This is a genomic window from Alkalilacustris brevis (assembly GCF_003350345.1).
Taxonomy (GTDB): Bacteria; Pseudomonadota; Alphaproteobacteria; order Rhodobacterales; family Rhodobacteraceae; genus Alkalilacustris; species Alkalilacustris brevis.
The window spans coordinates 22,204-45,518 of sequence record NZ_QNVJ01000103.1; the positions used below are offsets into that span (position 1 = coordinate 22,204).

At 67.1% G+C, this 23,315-nt stretch carries 19 protein-coding genes; 10 read left to right on the plus strand and 9 right to left on the minus strand.

Annotated features, from left to right (window positions below; all coding sequences use genetic code 11):
• Nucleotides 1–136 precede the first annotated feature (136 nt).
• Nucleotides 137–1,216 (minus strand): site-2 protease family protein, encoded by a 1,080-nt coding sequence (locus DQ229_RS16075; RefSeq protein ID WP_114967315.1) that lies wholly within the window; start codon nt 1,214–1,216, stop codon nt 137–139.
• Nucleotides 1,217–1,539: 323 nt separating this feature from the next.
• Here DQ229_RS16075 and DQ229_RS16080 point away from each other — a divergent pair, with 323 nt between their 5' ends.
• From DQ229_RS16080 to DQ229_RS16100, 5 genes are all read left to right on the plus strand, one after another.
• Entirely contained in the window at nt 1,540–2,871 is a 1,332-nt protein-coding gene (locus tag DQ229_RS16080) for an NAD(P)-dependent oxidoreductase (RefSeq protein WP_114967290.1), read from the plus strand.
• Nucleotides 2,872–3,425: 554 nt separating this feature from the next.
• The gene (preA, locus tag DQ229_RS16085) at nt 3,426–4,730 is read left to right on the plus strand and encodes an NAD-dependent dihydropyrimidine dehydrogenase subunit PreA (RefSeq protein ID WP_114967291.1); all 1,305 of its coding nucleotides are present in this window, start codon (nt 3,426–3,428) and stop codon (nt 4,728–4,730) included.
• 447 nt (nt 4,731–5,177) lie between these two features.
• Nucleotides 5,178–5,864, plus strand: a complete 687-nt coding sequence (locus DQ229_RS16090; protein ID WP_114967292.1) for a type 1 glutamine amidotransferase — start codon at nt 5,178–5,180, stop codon at nt 5,862–5,864.
• A 29-nt stretch (nt 5,865–5,893) separates the two neighbouring features.
• Entirely contained in the window at nt 5,894–7,249 is a 1,356-nt protein-coding gene (locus DQ229_RS16095; RefSeq protein ID WP_114967293.1) for a glutamine synthetase family protein, read from the plus strand.
• Nucleotides 7,246–8,553, plus strand: a complete 1,308-nt coding sequence (locus DQ229_RS16100; RefSeq protein WP_114967294.1) for an NAD(P)/FAD-dependent oxidoreductase — start codon at nt 7,246–7,248, stop codon at nt 8,551–8,553. The genes DQ229_RS16095 and DQ229_RS16100 overlap by 4 nt, the downstream gene beginning before the upstream one ends.
• Nucleotides 8,554–8,739: 186 nt before the next feature.
• Here the strand turns inward: DQ229_RS16100 and DQ229_RS16105 are convergent, their stop codons facing one another.
• The 7 genes from DQ229_RS16105 to sciP all read right to left on the minus strand — a co-directional run bounded on the left by DQ229_RS16105 (nt 8,740) and on the right by sciP (nt 17,371).
• Entirely contained in the window at nt 8,740–10,212 is a 1,473-nt protein-coding gene (locus tag DQ229_RS16105; protein WP_114967295.1) for a carboxypeptidase M32, read from the minus strand.
• On the minus strand, nt 10,209–11,396 hold the full coding sequence (gene ctaA, locus DQ229_RS16110; RefSeq protein ID WP_114967296.1) for a heme A synthase: 1,188 nt from the start codon (nt 11,394–11,396) through the stop codon (nt 10,209–10,211). Before ctaA ends, DQ229_RS16105 begins: the two co-directional genes overlap by 4 nt.
• Before the next feature lie 220 nt (nt 11,397–11,616).
• The gene (locus DQ229_RS16115) at nt 11,617–12,378 is read right to left on the minus strand and encodes an RNA methyltransferase (RefSeq protein ID WP_114967297.1); all 762 of its coding nucleotides are present in this window, start codon (nt 12,376–12,378) and stop codon (nt 11,617–11,619) included.
• A 329-nt stretch (nt 12,379–12,707) separates the two neighbouring features.
• Nucleotides 12,708–13,535, minus strand: a complete 828-nt coding sequence (locus DQ229_RS16120; RefSeq protein ID WP_114967298.1) for a response regulator — start codon at nt 13,533–13,535, stop codon at nt 12,708–12,710.
• Complete coding sequence (locus DQ229_RS16125; protein WP_114967299.1) at nt 13,532–15,994, minus strand: Lon protease family protein; 2,463 nt, start codon at nt 15,992–15,994, stop codon at nt 13,532–13,534. Before DQ229_RS16125 ends, DQ229_RS16120 begins: the two co-directional genes overlap by 4 nt.
• Nucleotides 15,995–16,285: 291 nt before the next feature.
• Nucleotides 16,286–16,999: a response regulator transcription factor CtrA gene (gene ctrA / locus DQ229_RS16130; protein ID WP_114967300.1), complete on the minus strand. Its 714-nt coding sequence runs from the start codon at nt 16,997–16,999 to the stop codon at nt 16,286–16,288.
• 102 nt (nt 17,000–17,101) lie between these two features.
• Entirely contained in the window at nt 17,102–17,371 is a 270-nt protein-coding gene (gene sciP, locus DQ229_RS16135) for a CtrA inhibitor SciP (protein ID WP_114967301.1), read from the minus strand.
• Nucleotides 17,372–17,563: 192 nt separating this feature from the next.
• Between sciP and mnmA the strand changes: the two genes are divergently transcribed.
• The 4 genes from mnmA (at nt 17,564) to DQ229_RS16155 (ending at nt 20,703) form a co-directional block, all read left to right on the plus strand.
• On the plus strand, nt 17,564–18,697 hold the full coding sequence (mnmA, locus tag DQ229_RS16140; protein ID WP_114967302.1) for a tRNA 2-thiouridine(34) synthase MnmA: 1,134 nt from the start codon (nt 17,564–17,566) through the stop codon (nt 18,695–18,697).
• A gap of 164 nt (nt 18,698–18,861) precedes the next feature.
• Nucleotides 18,862–20,256, plus strand: coding sequence for a class II fumarate hydratase (fumC, locus tag DQ229_RS16145; protein ID WP_114967303.1), 1,395 nt, complete (start codon nt 18,862–18,864; stop codon nt 20,254–20,256).
• A gap of 4 nt (nt 20,257–20,260) precedes the next feature.
• The gene (locus DQ229_RS16150; RefSeq protein ID WP_114967304.1) at nt 20,261–20,443 is read left to right on the plus strand and encodes a DUF4169 family protein; all 183 of its coding nucleotides are present in this window, start codon (nt 20,261–20,263) and stop codon (nt 20,441–20,443) included.
• Complete coding sequence (locus tag DQ229_RS16155) at nt 20,440–20,703, plus strand: ribbon-helix-helix domain-containing protein (protein ID WP_114967305.1); 264 nt, start codon at nt 20,440–20,442, stop codon at nt 20,701–20,703. Before DQ229_RS16150 ends, DQ229_RS16155 begins: the two co-directional genes overlap by 4 nt.
• Before the next feature lie 76 nt (nt 20,704–20,779).
• Here DQ229_RS16155 and DQ229_RS16160 read toward each other — a convergent pair whose 3' ends face one another.
• Complete coding sequence (locus tag DQ229_RS16160) at nt 20,780–21,523, minus strand: heparin lyase I family protein (protein ID WP_162300902.1); 744 nt, start codon at nt 21,521–21,523, stop codon at nt 20,780–20,782.
• Nucleotides 21,524–21,821: 298 nt separating this feature from the next.
• Here DQ229_RS16160 and DQ229_RS16165 point away from each other — a divergent pair, with 298 nt between their 5' ends.
• Entirely contained in the window at nt 21,822–23,261 is a 1,440-nt protein-coding gene (locus DQ229_RS16165) for a mannose-1-phosphate guanylyltransferase/mannose-6-phosphate isomerase (RefSeq protein WP_114967307.1), read from the plus strand.
• Nucleotides 23,262–23,315 lie beyond the last annotated feature (54 nt).

Sequence of the window (23,315 nt, forward strand, 5' to 3'; positions counted from 1 at the left end):
AAAATATCCGCGCCGCAGGCCCCCGCGGGCCAAGGGGTGCGCGGCCTGCGGGTTCAGCGCCCCAGCCCCGCCAGCCCACACACCTTGCCGGAAACTTCCGCCGCCACGCGATCGCGCACCGCCGATGCGCCGCGCCTCACCCGCGCCCGCTGACCACCATCAACTCGCCGATATTCTCATGGGTGATATAGCCGATCAGCGCGCCCGAAGGCCCCACCACCCCGACCGCAGTGCTGCCTGTGCGCTGCATCGCCTCGATCGCCTCGTTGAGCGGCGCGCCCACATGCACCATCGGCACCTCGCGGTCGATGACTCCGCGGATCTCGCGCATGCGCGGGACATCCTCGGCAAGCGCGGCATAAAGATCGCGCCGCGTCAGAAAGCCAACCGGACGGCCTCCCGCGTCAAGCACCGGAAACTCGTGCTGGGTGGTGCGGATCAGCGTGTTGGCCGCCTCGTGCAGGGTGCTGTCCTCGCGCAGCCACTCGAACGAAGTGATCATCGCGTCGCGCACCCCCTGGTGGCGGCCGAATTCCTGCATCGCCACATGGCTGCTTTCCGCCATGCCCGCGATGAACACGAACACCGCGATCAGGATCAGCAGCGGATTGCCCGTCATCAGCCCCAGAAAGCCGAAAACGAAAGCCATCGCCTGCCCGCCCCGCGCCGCGATCAACGTGGCCTTCTCGCGCGGCATCCGCATGGCCAGCAGCGCCCGCAGCACCCGGCCGCCATCCATCGGAAAGGCTGGCAGCATGTTGAACAGCACCAGAAACAGGTTCACCACCGCCACGCGGGCCCAGAACCCCTCGCGCGGGTCCTCGATCGCCAGCAGCGCCTCGACCGAAGTGTCCACACCGATCACGAAGACCAGCACAGCCCAGATCACCACATTCACCGCCGGACCGGCCAGCGCCACGGCAATCTCCTGCGCGGGCTTTTCCGGCATCCGCTCCAGCCGCGCCATGCCCCCGATCGGCAGAAGCGTGATGTCGGGCGTCCTGATCCCGTAGCGGCGCGCCATCAGCGCATGGCCGAACTCATGCGCCACGACACAGGCAAACAGCACCAGGATGAACAGAATGTTCATCGCCGCCGCCACCGGCCCGCCCGCCAGCCAGGCCGCCGCCCCGATCCAGGCCAGCAGCAGGAAGAAAGTGGCGTGGACGCGCAACTCGGACCCAAGCAGCGTGCCGATGGGAAAAGACCAGGTCATGAAATCGACTCCGCAATTTGCCAAGGGGCCAGTGCAGCCAAGATAGGCACCCAGCCCCCCGGCGCAACCGGATTGGTCCGCCCCGGCGCCGCCGCGCGCCCCCCTCGGGCAGATGGCGCCGCCCTGCCCCTTCACTGTGGCGAAAATATCCTCGCCGAAGGCCTCCGCCGGCGGCAGTCGGCGCAAGCCCGGCAAGCTGCGCGCAGGTTTTCGAGCCACTCATATTTTACCAATTGATAAAAAACTCGACTCATGGCACGCTGATTCCGTAATCAGCCGCAAAGGCATCCGTCATAACGATCAGCCAACCGGGGAGGTTGCACGTGACAAGCCCGACAACACCGGGAATTGCGGCAGGGCGTCTGCCGCAGGAGACCATCGCCAAGAACTTCTCGGACATCCACCCGAATTTCGACCCGCATCAGGCCTTGGTGGCAGCCGATCGCTGCTATTTCTGCCATGACGCGCCCTGCGTCACGGCCTGCCCGACCGCGATCGACATTCCCCTCTTCATCCGCCAGATCCAGGCCGGCCAGCCCGAAGCCGCCGGCAGAACGATCTTCGACCAGAACATCCTGGGCGGCATGTGTGCCCGCGTCTGCCCGACCGAGACCCTGTGCGAAGGCGCCTGCGTGCGCGAGACCGCCGAGGGCAAACCGGTCGAGATCGGGCGCCTCCAGCGCTACGCCACCGATGCGGTCATGGCGCGCAACGAACACCCCTACGAGCGCGCCGCCGCCACCGGCAAGCGCGTCGCGGTGGTGGGTGCCGGGCCGGCCGGACTGGCCTGCGCGCACCGGCTGGCGATGCATGGCCATGAGGTGGTGATCTTCGAGGCACGGCCAAAACCCGGCGGGCTCAACGAATACGGCATCGCCGCCTACAAGGCCGCCGATGATTTCGCCCAGGCCGAGGTCGACTGGCTGTTGCGCATTGGTGGCATCCGTATCGAACACGGCAAGAAACTGGGCCGCGACATGACGCTCGAGCAGTTGCGCAGCGACTATGACGCGGTGTTTCTCGGGATCGGTCTGGGCGGGGTGAACGCGCTCGATGTGCCGGGGGGCGCCCATGAGGGCCTGCGCGACGCGGTCGATTTCATCGCCGAGCTGCGCCAGAGCGATGACCTGTCGAACCTGCCCATCGGGCGGCATGTGGTGGTGATTGGCGGCGGCATGACCGCCGTTGACGCTGCCGTGCAATCGCGCCACCTCGGCGCCGAGCATGTGGCGATGGTTTACCGCCGCGGCCCTGAAAGCCTGAGCGCCAGCGCGCATGAGATCGAGCACGCCGCCACCGCCGGGGTCCGCATCATCACCAATGCCCAGCCCGTGGCCGTGTATGGCAATGGTGCGCTGCGCGAGGTCGAATTCGCCTATACAAGCGAGGGCGCGAACGGGCTTGAGACCACAGGCGAGACCTTCCGCCTGCCCGCCGACCAGGTGTTCCGCGCCATCGGTCAGCGTCTCGACGCGCTGCCCGAGGGGCTGGACGCCGCCCGCGGCAAGATCGCCGCATCGGCCCGTGGCGCCACCGCGCTAGCCGGGGTCTGGGCCGGCGGGGATTGCACCGGCGGCGGCGAAGACCTGACCGTGACCGCCGTCGCGCAGGGCCGCGATGCGGCCGAAGACATCCACGCCCGGCTGACCGGCTGAGCCCCGCGCGGTGCCGGCGGATCCGGGCCGCGGGCCTCCTGCTTTCTTCTCTCCTCCGGCAGGAGGCCCGCGGCCCGGCCAGGCACCCGCCCCGAACAAGAGCCGCGCCCGAGGCGAAATCGCGCGGCCATTCCAACAGGGAGACAGCAAGATGATTAGAGGTTCGAGACTTCCATCTACCATCCTCACCTGTTCCGCCATCTGCATAGCGAGCGTCGCTGCCGCTGAAACCACAGTTGGAAGATGGTGTGATCAGATGATACCCGGCTCAAATTCTATGAATCGAGTCATCACAATCGAGGTTGAAGCGAATGGCACGTTAATCTCACGATCAGAGTTCTTCGACGGCTCCGAACTGGAGCAGCAACTATCTGAAAATGAAGATAGAGTTTTCAGGGTAGTCGGCAGCCCCTCAGGTGACAGATATCGGTTGGTCGTAGCAACCGGCGAGCTCCAACTGTTGGATGATGATGGTATTATCCGCACTGCACGTCGACTTGAAAACGCTCCGCAGCCAAACGATTGCATTCGTTAATCAAGAAAGGCGAGGAATAATGGCCAATCTCGCATCCGATTTCCTGGGCATCAAATCGCCCAACCCGTTCTGGCTGGCTTCGGCGCCGCCGACCGACAAGGAATACAACGTCACCCGCGCCTTCAAGGCAGGCTGGGGCGGCGTGGTCTGGAAGACGCTGGGCAGCGAAGGCCCGCCCATCGTCAACGTCAATGGCCCCCGATACGGCGCGATCTGGGGCGCCGACCGGCGGCTGCTGGCGCTCAACAATATCGAGCTGATCACCGACCGCCCGCTCGAGGTGAACCTGCGCGAGATCAAGCAGGTCAAGCGCGACTGGCCCGACCGCGCGATGATCGTGTCGCTGATGGTGCCCTGCGACGAGGAAAGCTGGCGCGCGATCCTCGCCCATGTCGAGGATACCGGCGCCGATGGCGTGGAGCTGAATTTCGGCTGCCCCCACGGCATGAGCGAGCGCGGCATGGGCGCCGCCGTGGGCCAGGTTCCCGAATACATCGAGATGGTCACGCGCTGGGTCAAGAAACACAGCCGCATGCCCTGCATCGTCAAGCTGACGCCCAATGTCGCCGATATCCGCAAACCGGCCGAGGCCGCCATGCGCGGCGGCGCCGATGCGGTGAGCCTGATCAACACCGTCAATTCGATCACCGGGGTCGATCTGGACAATTTCGCGCCCCAGCCCACCATCGATGGCAAGGGCGCGCATGGCGGGCTTTGCGGCCCGGCGGTCAAGCCCATTGCGCTGAACATGGTGGCCGAGATCGCGCGCACCCCCGAAACCGCGAACCTGCCGATTTCCGGCATAGGCGGGGTGAGCACCTGGCGCGACGCGGCCGAGTTCCTGGCGCTTGGCGCAGGCAACGTGCAGGTCTGCACTGCGGCCATGACCTACGGCTTCGGCATCATCAAGGAGCTGACCGCCGGCCTGAGCCATTACATGGACGAGAAGGGCTTCGCCTCGATCGATCAGCTGGTCGGGCGCGCCGTGCCCAATGTGACCGACTGGCAGCACCTGAACCTGAACTACATCACCAAGGCCCGGATCGATCAGGACCTGTGCATCAAGTGCGGGCGCTGCTACGCCGCTTGCGAGGACACCTCGCACCAGGCGATCAGCATGTCGGAGGACCGCACATTTGACGTGATCGATGCCGAATGCGTGGCCTGTAACCTGTGCGTCAATGTCTGCCCGGTCGAGGACTGCATCACCATGGAGCGCCTCGCCCCAGGCACGGTCGACGAACGCACCGGCCAGAAAGTGCCCGACGAATACGGCAATTGGACGACCCACCCCAACAACCCGATGGCGCGGGCGGCGGAATAAGAACGCCCGCGCCGCGAGCCGGCTGGCCCCATCCCGATTGTTTCGGTCGCACAGGGAATCGCATTTGAGAGACCTCTGCAGAACACGGCCCGCGAAAAGGCCTGTGGGCAACGCCTGCCTGGGTAGGCGCCATTGCCTGACGGCGCCATCGGCGCGGCGCTCAAGAAACTGTCTACGTTCCAAGATGTGAAGCGTCTGACGCGCCTGCCGGGATGGAGGGGGACCGTCGCCCCGGTGGGGCGGCGTAGGCCCCCGGAATGGCAGGCGCTGCCCGGCGTTGCCGCCGGGCGGGCAGCCGTCTGGCAAGGTGCCGTGTCATCCAGAAGCCTTCGATCTCCTTTCGAGGTGCTCAGATTCCAGAGGCGATAGCCTTGGCTGGTTCCACCTGCCCCCTTGCGGGGCCGGGTCTCTCGGCGTAGCATTTGATCAAACAACACCGGGTTACCCATGCTTATCGGCATTCTCGAAACCGGCCACGCGCCTGCCGAACTGCGCGCGCGCGCAGGCTCCTACCCTGAACTCTTCCAGCGTCTGCTTGCAGGCTTCGGGTTTGACTTTCGCACCTGGAGCGTGGTCGAAATGGAATTTCCCGACACGCCCGACGCGGCCGATGGCTGGCTGATCACCGGCTCGCGCCACGGCGCCTATGACGATCTGCCCTTCATCGCCCCGCTCGAGGATTTCATCCGCCGGATACACGCCTCGGGCAAGCCGCTGGTGGGGATATGCTTCGGCCACCAGATCATCGCGCAGGCGCTTGGCGGCAAGGTCGACAAACACCCCGGCGGCTGGGCGGTGGGGCCGCAGGATTACGATTTCGGCGGCACCAACCTGCGGCTGAACGCCTGGCACCAGGATCAGGTCACGCACGCCCCCGAAGGCGCCGAGGTGATCGCCAGCAACGCGTTCTGCCCGATCGCCGGGCTGCGATATGGAGGCAATATCTGGTCGGTGCAGCCGCATCCCGAGTTCGATAATGATTTCATCGCCGGGCTGATCGAAACCCGTGGGCGCGGCGTCGTGCCCGACCCGCTGCTCGATCAGGCCGAGGCCCGGCTGCAAGGCGCGACCGACGCCGCGACCCTTGCCCGGCAGATCGCGGATTTCTTCCACAAACCCCGCCACAGCGGCTGACCCCGCGCCACAAGCTTCAAGGACACCCCATGCAGGACTGGATCGAACACATCCCCGAAGCCGCGCGCAACTATATCGACGGGCGCAAGCTGGACGAGGTCGAATGTATCGTCCCCGACCTGGCCGGGATTGCCCGCGGCAAGGCGATGCCGGCCTCGAAATTCGCCAAGATGGGGCGCATCTACCTGCCGAACTCAATCTTCATGCAGACCATAACCGGCGACTGGGCGGCCGATGCTGTCGACACCTTCACCGAACCCGACATGCTGCTCACGCCCGATTTCTCGACCGCCTCCGCCGCGCCCTGGACGGCCGATGTGACCTTGCAGGTCATCCATGATGTATCCGACAAGGCCGGCGTGCCGGTGCCCACCGCACCCCGCAACGTGCTGCGCCGGGTGCTGGAGCTTTATGCCGCCGAAGGCTGGACCCCGATCGTCGCACCCGAGATGGAGTTCTTCCTGGTCGCGCCCAACCCCGACCCGGCGCAACCGATCCAGCCGCCGATGGGCCGCACCGGGCGCCGCGCCATGGGCAAACAGGCCTATTCGATGAGCGCGGTCGACGAATACGGCCGGGTGATCGACGACATCTATGATTTCGCCGAGGCGCAGGGCTTCGAGATCGACGGCATCGCGCAGGAAGGCGGCGCCGGCCAGGTCGAGATCAACCTCCAGCACGGCCACCCGCTGAACCTTGCCGACGAGATCTTCTATTTCAAGCGCCTGATCCGCGAGGCCGCGCTGCGCCATGAATGCTTCGCCACCTTCATGGCCAAACCCATCGAGGGCGAGCCGGGCAGCGCCATGCACATGCATCACTCGGTGCTCGACAGCGAAACCGGGCAGAACATCTTTTCCGATGCAGATGGCAACAGCACCCCGGCATTCGGGCATTTCATCGCCGGGCTGCAGACCCATATGCCGGCAGTGATCGCCATTCTCGCCCCCTATGTGAACAGCTACCGCCGCTATGTCCGCGACTTTGCCGCGCCGATCAACCTGGAATGGGGCCATGACAACCGCACCACCGGGCTGCGGGTGCCGATCTCGCTGCCCGAATCGCGCCGGGTCGAGAACCGCCTCGCCGGGATGGACTGCAACCCGTATCTGGGCCTCGCCGCCTCGCTCGCCTGTGGCTACCTGGGCCTGAAAGAGCAGCGCGAGCCACGCGCCGAATGCGTGGGCGACGCCTATCGCGGCGATGACGACCTGCCCGAAACCCTGGGCGGCGCGCTCGACCTGTTCGAGGAGAACGCCGCCGTGCGCGAGGTGCTGGGCGAGGAATTCTGCCGCATCTACGAGGCGGTGAAACGGCTGGAATATACCGAGTTCCTCCAGGTCATCAGCCCGTGGGAGCGCGAGCATCTTCTGCTGAACGTATGAAAAGCCTGCTCTTCGCCAATGATCGGCCCGGCGCCTACCCGCCAAGCTGGTATGCCGAAACCGCCGCGCCCCTTGCCCCCTTCCCCCCGCTGGAAGGCGAGGCGCGCGCCGATGTCTGCGTGATCGGCGGCGGCTATACGGGGCTGTCGGCGGCGCTGCACCTGGCGCAGCAGGGGCTTTCGGTGATCCTGCTCGAAGCCCACCGCGTGGGCTTCGGCGCCTCGGGGCGCAATGGCGGGCAGGTCGGCTCGGGGCAGCGCATCGACCAGGGCACGCTCGAGGCCCGCTTCGGCACGGCCCGCGCCCGCCAGCTATGGGATCTGGGCGAAGCGGCCAAGGCCCTGGTGCGCGCACTGATCACCCGCCACGACATGCCCTGCCGCTTTCACCCTGGCATCGTCCATGCCGACTGGTCCGCGCGCGATCTGCGCCACACCCATGAGATGGTCGAGAAACTCAACCGCGACTATGGCTATGACCAGATCGCGCCGCTCGACCGCGCCGCCTTGCGCGACATCGTGCGCAGCGAGGCCTATCAGGGCGGCGCCCTCGATCATGGCGCGGGCCATATCCACCCGCTGCAATTCGCGCTGGGGCTGGCAGGGGCCGCCGCAGGGGCGGGCGTGCGGATATGCGAAGGCAGCCATGTCACGCGCCTCGATACCGGCCCGCAGCCGGTGGCCTTCACCGCCGCAGGCGCGGTCCGGGCCGATCACCTGGTGCTGGCCTGCAACGGCTATCTCGAAGGGATCGCGCCGCCGATCGCCGCACGCGTCATGCCGATCAACAATTTCATCATCGCCACCGAACCGCTCGGCCCCCGCGCGGCCGAGGTGCTTACACAGCCCGTCGCGGTGGCCGATTCAAAATTCGTCGTAAACTACTTCCGCCTTTCCGACGACGGGCGTCTGCTGTTCGGCGGCGGCGAAAGCTATGGCTACCGCTTCCCGCACGACATCAGGGCCACAGTGCGCAAGCCGATGCTTCAGGTCTTCCCGCAACTGGCCGATGTGCCGATCACCCACGCCTGGGGCGGCACGCTTGCCATCACCATGAGCCGCCTGCCCTGTCTCGCCCGGCCCGCGCCCAATGTGCTCTCGGCCTCGGGCTATTCAGGCCATGGGGTGGCGCTGGCCACGCTGGCCGGCAAGCTGATGGCCGAGGCCATCGCGGGCCGGGCGGGGCGGTTCGACATCCTGGCCGATTTGCCCGCCACCCGCTTTCCGGGTGGCCCGGCGCTGCGCAGTCCGCTGCTGGCGCTGGCGATGACCTGGTTCGCCCTGCGTGACAGGCTGGGGCTGTAACCCGCTGCCGGCACCCAGCCGAAGCGCCCCCCGGACACGGGCGCGCGCGCCACGCAAGGCCAGTTTCCGCCCCCCGGCAGTTGCAGGCACACCGCGCGCCCCGCCACGCCCGGCCCTTCACTGTGAGAAAAATATCCCCGCCGGAGGCCCCCGCAGGCCAGGGGCGCGCGGCCTGCCCCAGAGGCCTCAAACCCCGTAAAGCGCGCCGAATTTCCGCTCCAGATACTCCAGCAGCGGTGCCTCATTCGGGGGCGCGCCAGTGGCCTGTTCGATCAGCGCGCGCGCCTCGTGCAGCCCGCCATGGCGCTGCACCTTCTCGCGCAGCCATTCCAGCGCCGGCCGCAGATCGCCCTCGGCCAGCCCCGCATCAAGATCGGGCAGGTCGCGGCGCAGCGCCGCGTGCAGGCAGCCGGCATGGACATTGCCCAGCGTGTAGGTGGGGAAATAGCCAAACAGCCCGACCGGCCAGTGCACATCCTGCAAGAGCCCATGCGCGGACCGGTCCACCGGCGAGCCGAAATCGGCGGCGAAGCGGGTGTTCCAAGCCTCTTCCAGATCGGGCACCGCCAGATCGCCAGCGATCAGCGCGCGCTCCAGGTCGAAGCGCAGCATGATGTGCAGGTTGTAATGCACCTCGTCGGCCTCAGTTCGGATGTAGCCGGCGGTCACGCGGTTGACGGTGGCGTAAAAGGCTTCCGGCCCGTCCAGCCCCATATCGCCGAACTCCGCCGCCATGACCCCATGCAACCAGCCGCAGAAGGCGCGCGAACGGCCAAGCTGGTTCTCGAAAATGCGGCTCTGGCTTTCATGCACGCCCATCGACACCCCCTGCCCCAGTGGCGTCAGCCGGTAGGCCGGGTCGATCTGTTGTTCATAGACGGCGTGGCCGACCTCGTGGATCGTGGAATAGAGGCAGTTGAACGGGTCATCCTCGGCGATGCGGGTGGTGATGCGCACATCCGCGCCCGAACCAGACGAGAACGGATGCACCGCCAGATCGAGCCGCCCCGTGCCGAAATCATAGCCGAAGGTTTCCGCCAGCTTGCGGGTCAGGCGCAATTGCGCGTCGCGGTCGAACAGCCCCTTGAGCGGCGGCGGCGTGCGGGCGCGGCCCAGAACCGCCTCGCGCAGTGCCACCAGGCGGGGGCGCATCCGGTCGAACATCGCCGCGATCTCGGCGCTCGAGGCGCCGGGTTCGTATTCATCAAGCAGCGCGTCGTAGGGATCGCCGCCATCTGCGAGTGCTGCGGCCTCTTCGCGCTTGAGCGCCACGACCTGCGCCAGCGTGGGCAGGAAGCTTGCGAGATCGTCGCGTTCGCGCGCCTCGGCCCAGAGCCCCTGGCTGATCGAGGTCACGCGCGCCAGCTCGCCAGCCAGCCGCGCGGGCACGCGGGTGGCGCGGGCGAAGTCGCGTGCGATCAGCCGCAGCGCCGCTGCGCCGGCGGCGTCGGGGGCCTCGGCCTTTTCCAGCCAGTCGCCCAACCGCGGGTCAGTGCGGCGCGCGTGCAGCACAGAGGCCATCGCGGCCATTTCCTCGCTGCGCTGGGCCGCCGCGCCGCGCGGCATCATGGTCTCCTGGTCCCAGCCCAGCCGGCCCATCACCTGTTCCAGCGCGCAGGTCTCGCGCTGGAACACCATCAATTCGCTGAAAGCGTTCATGCCCGCCCCCTATTCGCTACCGAACCCCGCAACGATTCAGCCCGCGGATACTGCGCAAGGAAACGCGCGCGGATGATCAGCACCCAAAGCACCACCGCCAGCACCTGATGCGAAATCGCCAGTTCCCAGGGCGCGCCATGCATCACCGTGACGATGCCCAGCACGATCTGGCCTGTCATTGCCGCCATCATCCAGTGAAACGCCCGGCGCGTGGCGCCATGGGCGCTGCGGCGTCCGCGCAGCCAGACCACCACGGCGAAAAGCAGCAGGAAATACCCGGCCATGCGGTGCATGAACTGCACCAGCGCGGGGTTTTCGAAGAAGTTGCGCCAGAGCGGCGCGATATCGAAGCTTTCGGGCGGGAAGAATACGCCATGCATCAGCGGCCAGTCGGTATAGCCCCGGCCCGCGTCGATCCCGGCGACCAATGCGCCCAGCAGGATCTGGAGCATGGCGAAATGCATCAGCCCCGTGGCGCCGGAAAAGAGCCGGCCTTCGCGCGCGCGCCGCGCCTGCAACAGATCGCCTGCGCTGCGGCCCAGTTCGAACACGTGCCACGCGATCAGCCCCAGGATCACGAAGGCCAGCCCCAGATGCACCGCCAGCCGGTAGGAGGCCACGGCGATCATCCCCTCGGTCAGGCCCGAGGCCACCATCCACCAGCCGATCGCGCCCTGCAGCCCGCCTAGGCCGCCCAGGAGCAACAGCCGCCCCGTCCAGCCCGCCGGGATGCGGCCCGAGAGCCAGAACCACAGAAAGCCCACGCCCCAGACCAGCCCGATCAGCCGGCCAAGCTGCCGGTGTCCCCATTCCCACCAGTAGATGACCTTGAACTCTTCCAGCGACATGCCGAAATTCATCAGCTCATACTGTGGGATCTGGCGGTATTTCTCGAACTCAGCCAACCAGGCGGCCTCGCCCATGGGGGGGATGGCGCCGGTGATCGGGCGCCATTCGGTGATCGACAGGCCCGAATCGGTCAGCCGGGTCAGCCCGCCCACCGCGATCATCACCATGACCAGCGCGAAAAGCACGATCAGCCACAGCCGGATCGCCCCGCGCGCGCCCTGGCGGCGGCCTTCGATCAGACCGGTCTGGCGGGGCTGAGGGGGCTGGCCGGCCTTGCCCGGATCAACCTCTTCAAAGATGCTGCGCTTGCCTGATTTGTCTGTATTGCCTGACATCTCGCGTCACTCCCATCCCGACGGACGAAAAATTTGGGGCGTGTTGCGCCTGATCGGTTTCTCCCCGCCCGGGCCGCATGCGGCCGCCCGGGCATGCGCCCGCCCGCCCGGGCGGCCGCATGCAGCCTGGTCGGAGCTGAATGAGTCCAATTCAACGCAACACGCTATAGGGCAGCCCCCTACCGGGTCGCAATGGTGGCGACGGCTTACAAGGCCCACGTCAGACATCCCCGCGCGGCGGGCGGGCAAGCTGGCGCAACGCGCCGTGCAGAAGCTGCACATCCGCCCGCGTCAGCGGCAACCGGCCCAGCATGTTGCGCAAGTTCAGCCGCATATGCCCGGCCTTCTCGGGCGGAAAGAAGAAGCAAGCGGCGTCGAGCGTAGCCTCAAAGCGGTCGCCCAGATGGCCGATCTCGGCGGCGGTGGCGGGGTCGGCCTCGGGGGTGCGGGCGACTGGGGCGGCGGCCTTGTCCTGGCGGCGCCACTCATAGGCGGTCAGCAATACGCATTGCGCCAGGTTGAGCGAGGGAAACTCCGGGTTCACCGGCACCGAGACGATGGCATCGGCGCGCGCCACATCGGCGCTCGCCAGCCCCGCGCGCTCGGGGCCGAAAAGGACACCCACCCGGCGTCCGGCAGCCGTATGGGCGCGCGCCTGGGCCATCGCCTCCTCGGGGGTGAGCACGGGCTTGGTCATGCCGCGCCCGCGCGCAGTGGTGGCATAGACCACATGGCAATCGGCAATTGCGGCGGGCAGATCGGCGAACGGGCCGGCATGGTCGAGCAACCGCCCCGCGCCGCTGGCCATCGCCACGGCACGCGGGTTGGGCCAACCATCGCGCGGGGCAACAACGCGCAGCCGGTCGAGGCCGAAATTCCACATCGCGCGGGCGGCGGCGCCGATATTCTCGCCCATCTGGGGCTCGACCAGGATGAAGGCCGGACCCTCGGCCCCGGCGGCTGCGTCATCGTCTGCGTGCATTGCGGCTCCGTCATTCTCCGGGCGCGGGTCGACGCGGCCGCGTCACCCGCCGATGTCGTGCCGGATCAGTCCGGTTCTGACCCTCGCCCGACATGCGGCGGGGCGGCGACTCCGACCGGTCACGGCAGGCACTAGTTAGCGCGGGCAACCCGGCGGCGCCACCGCAATTGCACACAGCGCAGCGCGACAGATGGACCGGGGCCGCCCGATGCCGCAAAGCGCATCGCACCGAACCGGATGGCATCGCCCGCATCCACTGGCGGATGCCTTCGGCGAGGATATTTTCACCACAGTGAAGGGCACGCGCGCGCCTTGGGCCGCGGTTGCCCTCAGCCCCGCGCGGGGTGGGCGGGTGCACCACGGCCAGGCTGGGTATCCAGGCTGTCGCCCCTGGGCGAAATCAGCAGGATCGGGCAGCGCGCGGTCTCGATCAGGGCACGCAACTCGGCGCCGCGGTGGAACCCGGCGAGCCGGGAGTCCAGCACAACCAGGGTTGGCGCAAGCCGGTCGAGCGCGCGCAGCGCCGCCGCAGAGTCGGGCACTGAAAGGCGCGCAGGCACCGGCCCGGCCCCGCGCCCCGGCAATGGCGGCAAATCATGGGCGCCGGCATGTTCAGGCGCCCCGGACGGGTCGATCACCATCAGCGGCAGGTTCATCGCACGGGCGAGCGCCGACGCCAGCGAAAACGCCGGGTCGGCCGCAGCCCCGCTGCCAGTGCCCGCCGCGTCGGAGTTGCCCAGCGCCACCACCGGGCCGCGCAGCCGCATCGTGCGGCGATAGCCCAGCAATGCCACATCCTCGCGGGTGGCCAGTCTTGCCAGCACCTCGGGCAGCGCGCCGGCCTCGCGCCGGAAACGCCAGCCCAGCGCCTCCTGCACCGCCGCGCGCCGCAGCCGGGCCTCGAAGGCGCGGGCGTCGGCCTGGAAGGCGGCGCGCATCCGGCTGGCGGGGAAGGCTGCGCCCGCCCCCGTGCCCCGCGGCGCCAGCAGGAAAGCCCCGCCCGGCAGGTCATGCGCCGCCGGATCTTCGGCCAGAACGCCGGTGATCTCGGCCTGCGCGAGCCGGGCAAGCTGAACCGCAAGCGGGATCGCGGCTTCGGCATCGGCGTAGCAGCCGGCGACGATCAGCACATTGCGGATGCGCAGAAGCTCGCTCATTCCGTGGCATTCCCATTGCCGTCGCCATCCCGCCCGGACCCGGCGAAATCGCGTCGGGCCAGCGCGAAATCCTCGAGCCGGGCCTCGACATTGGCGTTGACGCTGCCATCGGGAAACTGGCCATTGGCCGCGCGCCGCCCCGCGGGCAGCCCGGTGAGCAGCTCGATTGCCTGATCGACGCTGGAAATGGCGTGGATGGCGAACTTGCCCGCGCGCACGGCCTCGACCACATCCTCGCGCAGCATCAGGTTGGCGGCATTGCGGCGCGGCAGCAGCACGCCCTGCCGCCCGGTCAGCCCCTGCGCCTTGCAGACATCGAAGAAACCCTCGATCTTTTCGTTGACGCCGCCGACGGGCTGCACCTCGCCCTGCTGGTTGACCGATCCGGTCACCGCCAGCGATTGCGACAGCGGCACGCCTGCCAGCGCCGAAAGGAGCGCGCAAAGCTCGGCCACCGAGGCGCTGTCGCCATCCACGCCACCATAGCTTTGCTCGAACACCAGGCTGGCCCAGAGCGACAGCGGCATCTCGGGCGCGTAATGCGTGGACAGGTAGCCCGAGAGGATCAGCACCCCCTTGGAATGGATCGGCCCGCCAAGCTTCACCTCGCGTTCGATATCGACGACCTTGCCGGCGCCCATGCGCACCCGCGCGGTGATCCGCACCGGCGCGCCGAAGCGGTGTTCGCGCATGCCGGTCACGGTCAGCCCGTTGACCTGCCCCAGCTCGGCGCCGCGGGTCGAGATCATGATCGTGTCGCGGGCGATCATCTCCTGGATGCGGTCGCGCACCCGGCTGGCGCGGCGCCGGGCCGCGCGGATGGCGGCGGCGACCTGTTCGGCCTCGATCGCCTTGGCCTCGGCGCGGCGGGCCAGGTGATCGGCCTCGCGCAGGATGTCCCAGATCGCGCTGATGCGCAGCGAAAGCTTCTGCTGGTCATCGGCCTCGCGCGTGGAGAAATCGACCAGCGCGGCCACCCCCTCAGGCGTTGCGGGCAAGAGCCCCTCGCGCCCGGCCACGGTGGCGACCATGCGCGCGAAGAGCGTCAGCGCCTCATCATCGCGTGCCATGTCATCGTCGAAATCGGCGGTAATCTTGAACAGCTCACCGAATTCGGGATCAAGCGTGGAAAGCAGCATGTGCAGCCGGCGGTCGCCCACCAGCACCACGCGGGCATCGAGCGGGATCGGGTCGGGTTCGAGCGTGGTGGTCGACAGCAGGCTGTAGCGCTGCGCGGGCGAGATGATCTTGATCTCGCCAGTTTCCAGGCAGCGCTTGAGCGCCTCCCAGGCGAAGGGCTCGGTCAGCACCCGTTCGGCGTCAAGCACCAGAAACCCGCCATTGGCGCGGTGCAGCGCGCCGGGACGGATCAGGGTGAAATCGGTCACCAATGCGCCCATGCTCGACATATGCTCGACCCGGCCGGTCAGGTTGCCGAGCGTTGGCAACGCCTCGGTCACGACGGGGGCGCCGCCCTCCTCGTCGGGGGCGTGGCCGACCATGACATTGACCGCATAACGGTGAAAGGCAGGGTCGTCATGGACCTTGGCGGCGGGCACCGGGAAAGGGCCGTCATCTTCCTGGCGGCCGGCCTTGAGAAACAGCGTGGCGTTGCTGATCAGATCGGCGCGCAGCTCGGCCAGATAGTCGCGCACCGCGTCAATCCGGCCGAACTTGCGCAACACCTCGGTCAGCGCGGCATCGACGGCCTGTTCGGCCATCTCGGCATTGAGCTTGCCCACGGCGCGGCGATGGGACTTTTCCATCTGCGGCACCGACTTGAGAAATTCCTCAAGCTCGCCCTGGGTTTCGGCGACGCGCGCCTCGATCTGCTTGCGCTCGTCCTCGGGCAGTTTCGAGAAGGCGTCGGGCTTGATCACCTCGCCATCCTTGACCGCGGCGATGGCGAACCCCATCGGCGTGCGCAGGATCGCCACGCCGCGCCTGCGGGCCTTTTCGTTGAGCTCGGAGAAGGCCACCTCGTGATGGCCGCCGAACTCCTGCTCGATGGCGGTGCGGCGGTTCTGGTATTCCTCGGAGTCGAACAGCGCGGGAATGTCGTTGGCCAGGTCATCGACCAGCACCTGCATCGCATCGCGCAGGCCCAGTGCGGTGCCGCGCGGCAGCGCCATGGCGCGGGGGCGGTCGGCATTCTCGAAATTGTAGACATGCACCCAGTCGCCGGGCGCCGGGCGGGTCGCGGCCTCTTCCTCGAGCATCCGCAGCACGGCTGAATGCCGGCCGGTGCCCTGCGGCCCGGCAACGAACAGGTTGAACCGCTTGTGCCGCATCCCGGCGGCAAGGGCGATGGCCTCGGTCGCGCGCTCCTGTCCGATCAGCGCGGGCAGCGGATCGAGCGTGGCGGTGGTGGCGAAATCGAAAATGCCCGGATCGCAGACCGCGCGCAACGCGTCGGCGGGCAATTCGGTCGCCTGCCCGGATGTTCCGCTTTGCGCCATGATATGCCTCCGCTTGTTCGACTGCTGCCGCAGCGCAGGTTATCACGCATCGCGCGACAGGAAAGCCCGTGCGTCAGGTCCGGCCCCGGTGGGGCCGGATGCCTCCGGCGGGGATATTTTTTTCACAGTGAAGGGATGGCCGCGCGCCCGCAAAATCACTGTGGCAAAATATCCCCGCCGGAGGCTTCGGTGCGGCGCAGCCGCACCGAAATGGGCCGGTGCCCGTACCGAGCGCCCTGTCGGGTTTCGCGGCCTCGCCCGGGAATTTGGCGCGGCGGCGCGCGACCGCGGTCAGGCCCCCAGGGCGACAACGGGCTGATCGCTGGCCGGAATCGGATCGCGCAGCACATAGCCGCGCCCCCAGACGGTTTCGATATAGTTCTCGCCGCCCGTGGCCTCGGCCAGTTTCTTGCGCAGCTTGCAGATGAACACATCGATGATCTTGAGTTCCGGCTCATCCATGCCGCCATACAGGTGATTGAGGAACATTTCCTTGGTCAGGGTCGTGCCCTTGCGCAGGCTCAGCAGTTCGAGCATCTGGTATTCCTTACCGGTCAGGTGCACGGCCTTGCCGCCCACATCGACCGTCTTGGCATCAAGGTTCACCGTCACCTTGCCGGTGCGAATCATGGATTGCGCATGGCCCTGGCTGCGGCGGATGATGGCGTGAATGCGCGCCACCAGTTCTTCGCGGTGGAAGGGTTTGGTCAGATAGTCGTCGGCGCCGAACCCGAAGGAGCGGATCTTGGCGTCGGTGTCATCCTCGCCGGTGAGGATCAGCACCGGCGTTTCCACCCGGGCAAGGCGCAGCTGGCGCAGCACATCCATCCCGCCCATGTCGGGCAGATGCAGGTCGAGCAGGATCAGGTCGTAATCATAGAGCTTGGCCAGATCCACGCCCTCTTCCCCCATGTCGGTGCAATAGACATTGAGATTGGCATGGGTCAGCATCAGTTCGATGCTGCGCGATGTTGTCGGGTCATCCTCCACCAGCAAGATGCGCATCCGTTACTCCCGGGTTCAGGTCAGGTTTCACACAAAACTGGGGAACAATGGTTAACCGCGGGTTACTGTTGCAGAACGGAACAGGAAATCAACCCCGAGTTGTCAGGCCCTGCGCCGTTTCGTGACCTTCAGCCCGGCCTCGCCATGCCGTGCCATCTGTTTGATCCAGCTTGCGAATTCCTCGGCGGAGAGGCTGTAGCGCTGTAACGCCTCCTCGGTGCCGATCAGCCCGTAATGCACGGCGCGCACCACCCTGGCCTTGCGGCTGGCCACCCAGCGCCGCGTATCGGGCGGCGGCAGGTCCGCCCGCGTCATCACGCTGCCATCGGGCAATGTGACCGCCCGCTTCCCGTCAATTCGCTTGAGATACATCGCACTCACCCCGCAACCTTTCGCGAGGCAGTCTTTCGTGGCAGGTTTAACGAGTGGTAAGATCGCGCCCTTGAGAGTATGGCGGATTTTCCTATATTCCGCGCAAATCCGGCAAGCTGCGGCCAGGGCACAGGATGCACTTTGCCGCGGCCCCTTCACCCGCCCCGATCCGGCACCCCATATGAGGCAGACATGGCCCGCGACTATCCGATCAATTCTCTGGGCTTTGCCAAGCCGCCCGCGGAAACCCGCGTGGTGGTGGCCATGTCGGGCGGCGTAGACAGTTCGGTCGTCGCGGCCGAGCTGGCGCGTGAAGGCTATGACGTGGTCGGCGTGACCTTGCAGCTTTACGATCACGGCGCGGCGCTGGCCAAGAAAGGCGCGTGCTGCGCGGGGCGCGACATTCACGACGCGCGCCGCGTGGCCGAGGAAATGGGCTTTCCGCATTACGTGCTGGATTACGAGAACACCTTTCGCGAGGCGGTGATCGACGAGTTCGCCGATGCCTATCTGGCAGGCGCCACCCCGGTGCCCTGCATCCGCTGCAACGAGCGGGTGAAGTTTCGCGACCTGCTGGAAACCGCGCGCGATCTCGACGCCGACTGCATGGCCACGGGCCATTACATCCAGCGCAAGGCCGGGGCGCAGGGGCCTGAATTGCACATGGCCGCCGATCCGGTGCGCGACCAGTCGTATTTCCTGTTCTCGACCACGGCCGAGCAGCTCGACTACCTGCGCTTTCCGCTTGGGCATCTGGCGACCAAGGCCGAGACCCGCGCGCTGGCCGCCCGCCACGGGCTGAGCGTGGCCGACAAGCCCGACAGCCAGGACATCTGCTTCGTGCCAAACGGCAATTATGCCGCCGTGATCGAAAAGCTGCGCCCCGGTGCGGCCGACCCCGGCGAGATCGTCGATATGGAAGGCCGGGTGCTGGGCAGCCACCGCGGCGTGATTCACTACACGATCGGCCAGCGCCGCGGCCTGGGCATTGGCGGCTTGAGCGATCCGCTTTATGTGGTCCGCCTCGACCCTGACGCGCGGCAGGTGGTTGTCGGCCCGAAAACGGCGCTGGCCACCCGGACCGTGCCGGTGCGCGAGATCAACTGGCTGGGCGATGCGCCGCTGCAATCGCGGGCCCAGTGGCAGATTTCGGTCAAGGTGCGCTCGACCCGGCCGCCGCGCGAGGCGGTGCTGCGCCCCACCGGCCCCGACACAGCCGAGGTCGAGTTGCTGAGCCCCGAAGAAGGCGTAAGCCCCGGCCAGGCCTGCGTGTTCTATGAAACCGGGGGCAGCCGGGTGTTCGGCGGCGGCTGGATTCACCGCTGATCGGCGCGGCCCGCGCCACAGGTGCAGGCTGCGCGCGCGACGCGGCCGCACACCTCTCGACCGGATGTTTCCGCTTTACCCCGATGCCCGCCGCATGTGCAGGCCGATTGCCATTTTCATCGCTGCGCAATATAGCGGCGGGCAACGTCACGAGGAGAGCGAACATGACCGAAACCCGCACCGAATCCGACAGTTTCGGGCCGCTAGAGGTTCCCGCAGATCGTTACTGGGGCGCCCAGACCCAGCGGTCGATCCTGAACTTTCCCATCGGCTGGGAGCGCCAGCCCGTCGCCATCGTGCGCGCGCTCGGCGTCATCAAGAAGGCCTGCGCCGAGGCCAACATGGAAAGCGGCGCGCTGGACGACAAGCGCGGCAACGCGATCGCCGCGGCCGCGCAGGAGGTGCTGGAAGGCAAGCTTGACGATCACTTTCCGCTGGTGGTCTGGCAGACCGGCTCGGGCACGCAATCGAACATGAACGCCAACGAGGTGATCGCCAACCGCGCCATCGAGATGCTGGGCGGCGTGATCGGCTCCAAGGATCCGGTGCATCCGAACGATCACTGCAACATGGGCCAGTCGTCGAACGACACCTTCCCCACTGCCATGCATATTGCCACCGCCATGACCGCACGCGACGTGGTGCTGCCCGGGCTACAGAAGCTGCACGCCGCGCTCGAGGCGAAATCGCAGGCCTTCGCTGACATCATCAAGATCGGCCGCACACATACGCAAGACGCCACGCCACTGACGCTGGGGCAGGAGTTTTCAGGCTATGCGCATCAGGTCGCCATGGGCATCCGGCGCGTCAAGGCCGCGTTGCCCGCGATCCATGAGCTTGCGCAAGGCGGCACCGCCGTGGGCACCGGCCTGAACACCACCAAGGGCTGGGGCGAGGCGGTGGCGGCAAAGATGGCCGCGATCACCGGGCTGCCTTTCGTGACCGCGCCCAACAAGTTCGAGGCGCTGGCCGCCCATGATGCCATGGTCGAGATGTCGGGCGCGCTGCGCACGGTGGCCGCATCGCTGTTCAAGATCGCCAATGACATCCGGCTTCTGGGCTCGGGGCCGCGCTCGGGCCTGGGCGAGTTGATCCTGCCGGAAAACGAACCCGGATCGAGCATCATGCCGGGCAAGGTGAACCCGACGCAATGCGAGGCACTCACCCAGGTCTGCGCCCATGTGATGGGCAATGACGCGGCGGTGGGCTTTGCCGGCAGCCAGGGGCATTTCGAACTCAACGTCTACAAGCCGATGATGGCCTATAACGTGCTGCAATCCATGCAGCTTCTGGGCGACGCGGCGGTGGCCTTTACCGATAATTGTGTAAGCGGCATCGAGGCCAACACCACCCGGATCGAAAAGCTGATGCGCGAGTCGCTGATGCTGGTCACGGCGCTTGCGCCCACCATCGGCTATGACAACGCCACCACCGTGGCCAAGACCGCCCACAAGAACGGCACCACCCTGCGCGAAGAGGCGGTCAAGCTGGGCTTTGTCGATGAGGAAACCTTCGACCGCGTGGTCCGCCCCGAACAGATGATCGGCCCGAAGGGCTGAGGCGATGGGCAAGCCGGTCAACCTGCGGCAGGCCCGAAAACAACGCGCGCGCCTCGACCGGCGCGCGCAGGCCGATGCCAACGCAGCCCGGCACGGGCAAAGCCGCGCCAGCCGAGAGACCAGCGCGCAAGAGGCCGCAAAGCTCGCGCGCCATCTCGACGATCACAAGCTGGACGACGACTCATGAGCGGCCGGCCCCTCAAGCGATCACTCACCTTGCGGGGCCACCGCACCAGCGTTTCGTTGGAAGAGGAATTCTGGCGCGCCTTTCGCGAGATTGCAGCGGCGCGCGACATGCCCATCAACGCGCTGGCCGCCGAGATCGACGCCGCGCGCGGGCTGGATGTCGGGCTGGCCTCGGCAATCCGTATCCATGTCCTGCGTCACTATCGCGATGGGCCGCAGGGCGGGGACGCCCCTGATCAGAATGCTTCCGGGCAATCGTGACTCACAGGGTCTGAGCCACGGGGCGCGAATCGCTGGGCAGGCTGGCAAAAGGGCCGCTGCCCGGTGCACCACGCGGTCACAAACTGATGCGCTGGCGTGTCACATTGGCGAAACAGGCCTGCTGAAGTGGCGTTTGCGCCCGGTCCGTCGCGGCAAGATAGCGGCTGATGAAGCTGCGGTAGACACCGTACATCACCTGCTGGCGGGCGCTGTTTGAATCGATGTTCGGCCCGCGGTGATCGACCACCAGCCGCCCGTTGTGATAGGCGCGCAAAATGCCATCCGCCCCGCGCGACCACCTGACATCGATCACCATATCCGTCCATCGCCCCCGGGGAATGGCCCCGAGCCGTTGCATGATCAGCGGCCGCTCCGGCGCCATCTTGTCGCCCTGCACCATCGCGGGGTTCGACAGGTCGAACTGCAAGTGCCCGTCGATAACCCCGAACGAGACCGAGGGCTTTCCATCGCCGCTTGGCTTGACCTCCCACAGGATGAGGTTCGCGGGGCTGACATCGGCGAAATCCGAGGGCAGGAAGAACGACACGGTGTAGCGGTAGGTCTCGCCCTCGCGATTGTCCTGGGTTCTCTGGAGAAGCTGCGCGCGCTCGCGGTCAAAGCGGCAGTCGTCACGGTTGCAGGAATTGCCCGGCAGCGAGAAACAGGTCACCTCGGCGCCGCTCGGATGCCGAAATTGCTGCTGCACGACGGGCCTGTGTTCGCGCTTGCCCGTAAAGTCGAGGCCGCCCAGCCCCTCCTGCGCCTGTGAGGGCAGCGGCGCCACGAGCGCGAACGCCACTGCCAGAAAGATCGCTCGCATGATTTCACCTCCCGCAAGCCCGTCCCGAAAGGTAACAAGATACCATGGGCCATTGCACGCCCCAAGCAGAACGAGCGTTGGCATCTGCCCGAAGGGTGCGGTGCCGGCGGCCTCTGGCAGGCGCCGCGTCTCAGGCACTTCTCAGGCGGAGCGATGCGGAGGTTCATGAAATGATGTCGATTTCGGTTTTGCCGGTTCTGTTCTGAAAATGCCTACCACCTCCTTCCCGAGTTGCATTAGGTAGGTCCTGCCGGTCTTTCTCGGGGCGGCGCGGTCTGGTCCAGAAAAGAGGTTTCCGATGCCCAATGTGCCCGTGATTCATCCGGTCATTCTTTGCGGTGGATCAGGCACGCGGCTCTGGCCTCTTTCGCGGCGCAGCTACCCCAAGCAGTTCATGCCGCTCATCGGCGAGACGACGCTCTTTCAGGCCAGCGCGCAGCGTGTCGCGGGCGCGGGCTTTGCGCCGCCGCTGGTCCTCACCAATTCCGATTTCCGCTTCATCGTGACCGAGCAGCTTACCACCCTGGGCATCGACCCAGGCGCCGTGCTGATCGAACCCGAGGGCCGCAACACCGCCCCCGCAGTGCTGGCCGCCGCGCTGTGGCTTTCGGCGCAGGAGCCGGATGCGCTGATGCTGGTCATGCCGTCGGATCATGTGGTGCCGGACGCCGCCGGTTTTCGCGAGGCCGTCGCCACCGGGGCCGATGCGGCGCGCGCGGGCCGACTTGTCACCTTCGGCATTCGGCCCGACCGGCCCGAGACCGGCTATGGCTATCTTGAGCCTGAGGAGAACGGCGCCGCGCCATGGGCCGCGCGCCCGCTGGCCCGGTTCATCGAAAAGCCCGATGCCGCGCGCGCCGAAGCGATGCTTGCCGCCGGGCATTTCCTGTGGAACGCGGGCATCTTCCTGTTTTCCGCCCGCGCCATCATCGCGGCGTTCGAGGCCCATGCGCCCGCGCTGATCACCCCCGTGCGGCGCGCGGTGGAAGAGGCGCGGCCCGATCTGGGCTTTCTGCGCCTCGCGCCCGGCCCCTGGGCAGAGGTCGAGAACATTTCAATCGATTACGCGGTGATGGAACGCGCGGGCAACCTTTCGGTCGTGCCGTTCCAGGGCGGCTGGTCCGACCTGGGCGACTGGCAGGCCGTCTGGCGCGAAACACCGCCCGATGCGGACGGCGTGGCGCAGGCCGGGCCGGTCACCGCGCTGGAGTGTCGCGAAAGCCTCTTGCGCGCCGAATCCCCCGAACAGGAGCTGGTGGGCATCGGGCTGGACCACATCATCGCCATCGCCATGCCCGATGCCGTGCTGGTGGCCGACCGCCGCCGCAGCCAGGAGGTCAAGGCCGCCGTCGCCACGCTGGCGGCCAGGGGCCGCCCACAGGCCACGCAACTGCCCGTCGATCACCGGCCCTGGGGCTGGTTCGAGGCCATCGCCAGCGGCAACCACTTTCAGGTTAAGCGCATCGTGGTGCACCCCGGCGCCGCGCTCAGCCTGCAAAGCCATCACCACCGGGCCGAGCACTGGGTCGTCGTGACCGGCACCGCCCGCGTCACCATCGACGAGAAGGTGCATCTGCTCGGCGAGAACGACTCGATCTATGTGCCGCTTGGCGCGCGGCACCGGCTGGAAAATCCCGGCAAGATCGACATGGTGCTGATCGAGGTGCAGACCGGCAGCTACCTGGGTGAAGACGACATCATCCGCTATGATGACGCCTATGCGCGCAACACATCGTGACAGCCCGCCTCGTCGGCGCACAGGGCAGGCATCGCCCCCTTGACGCCCCTTGAC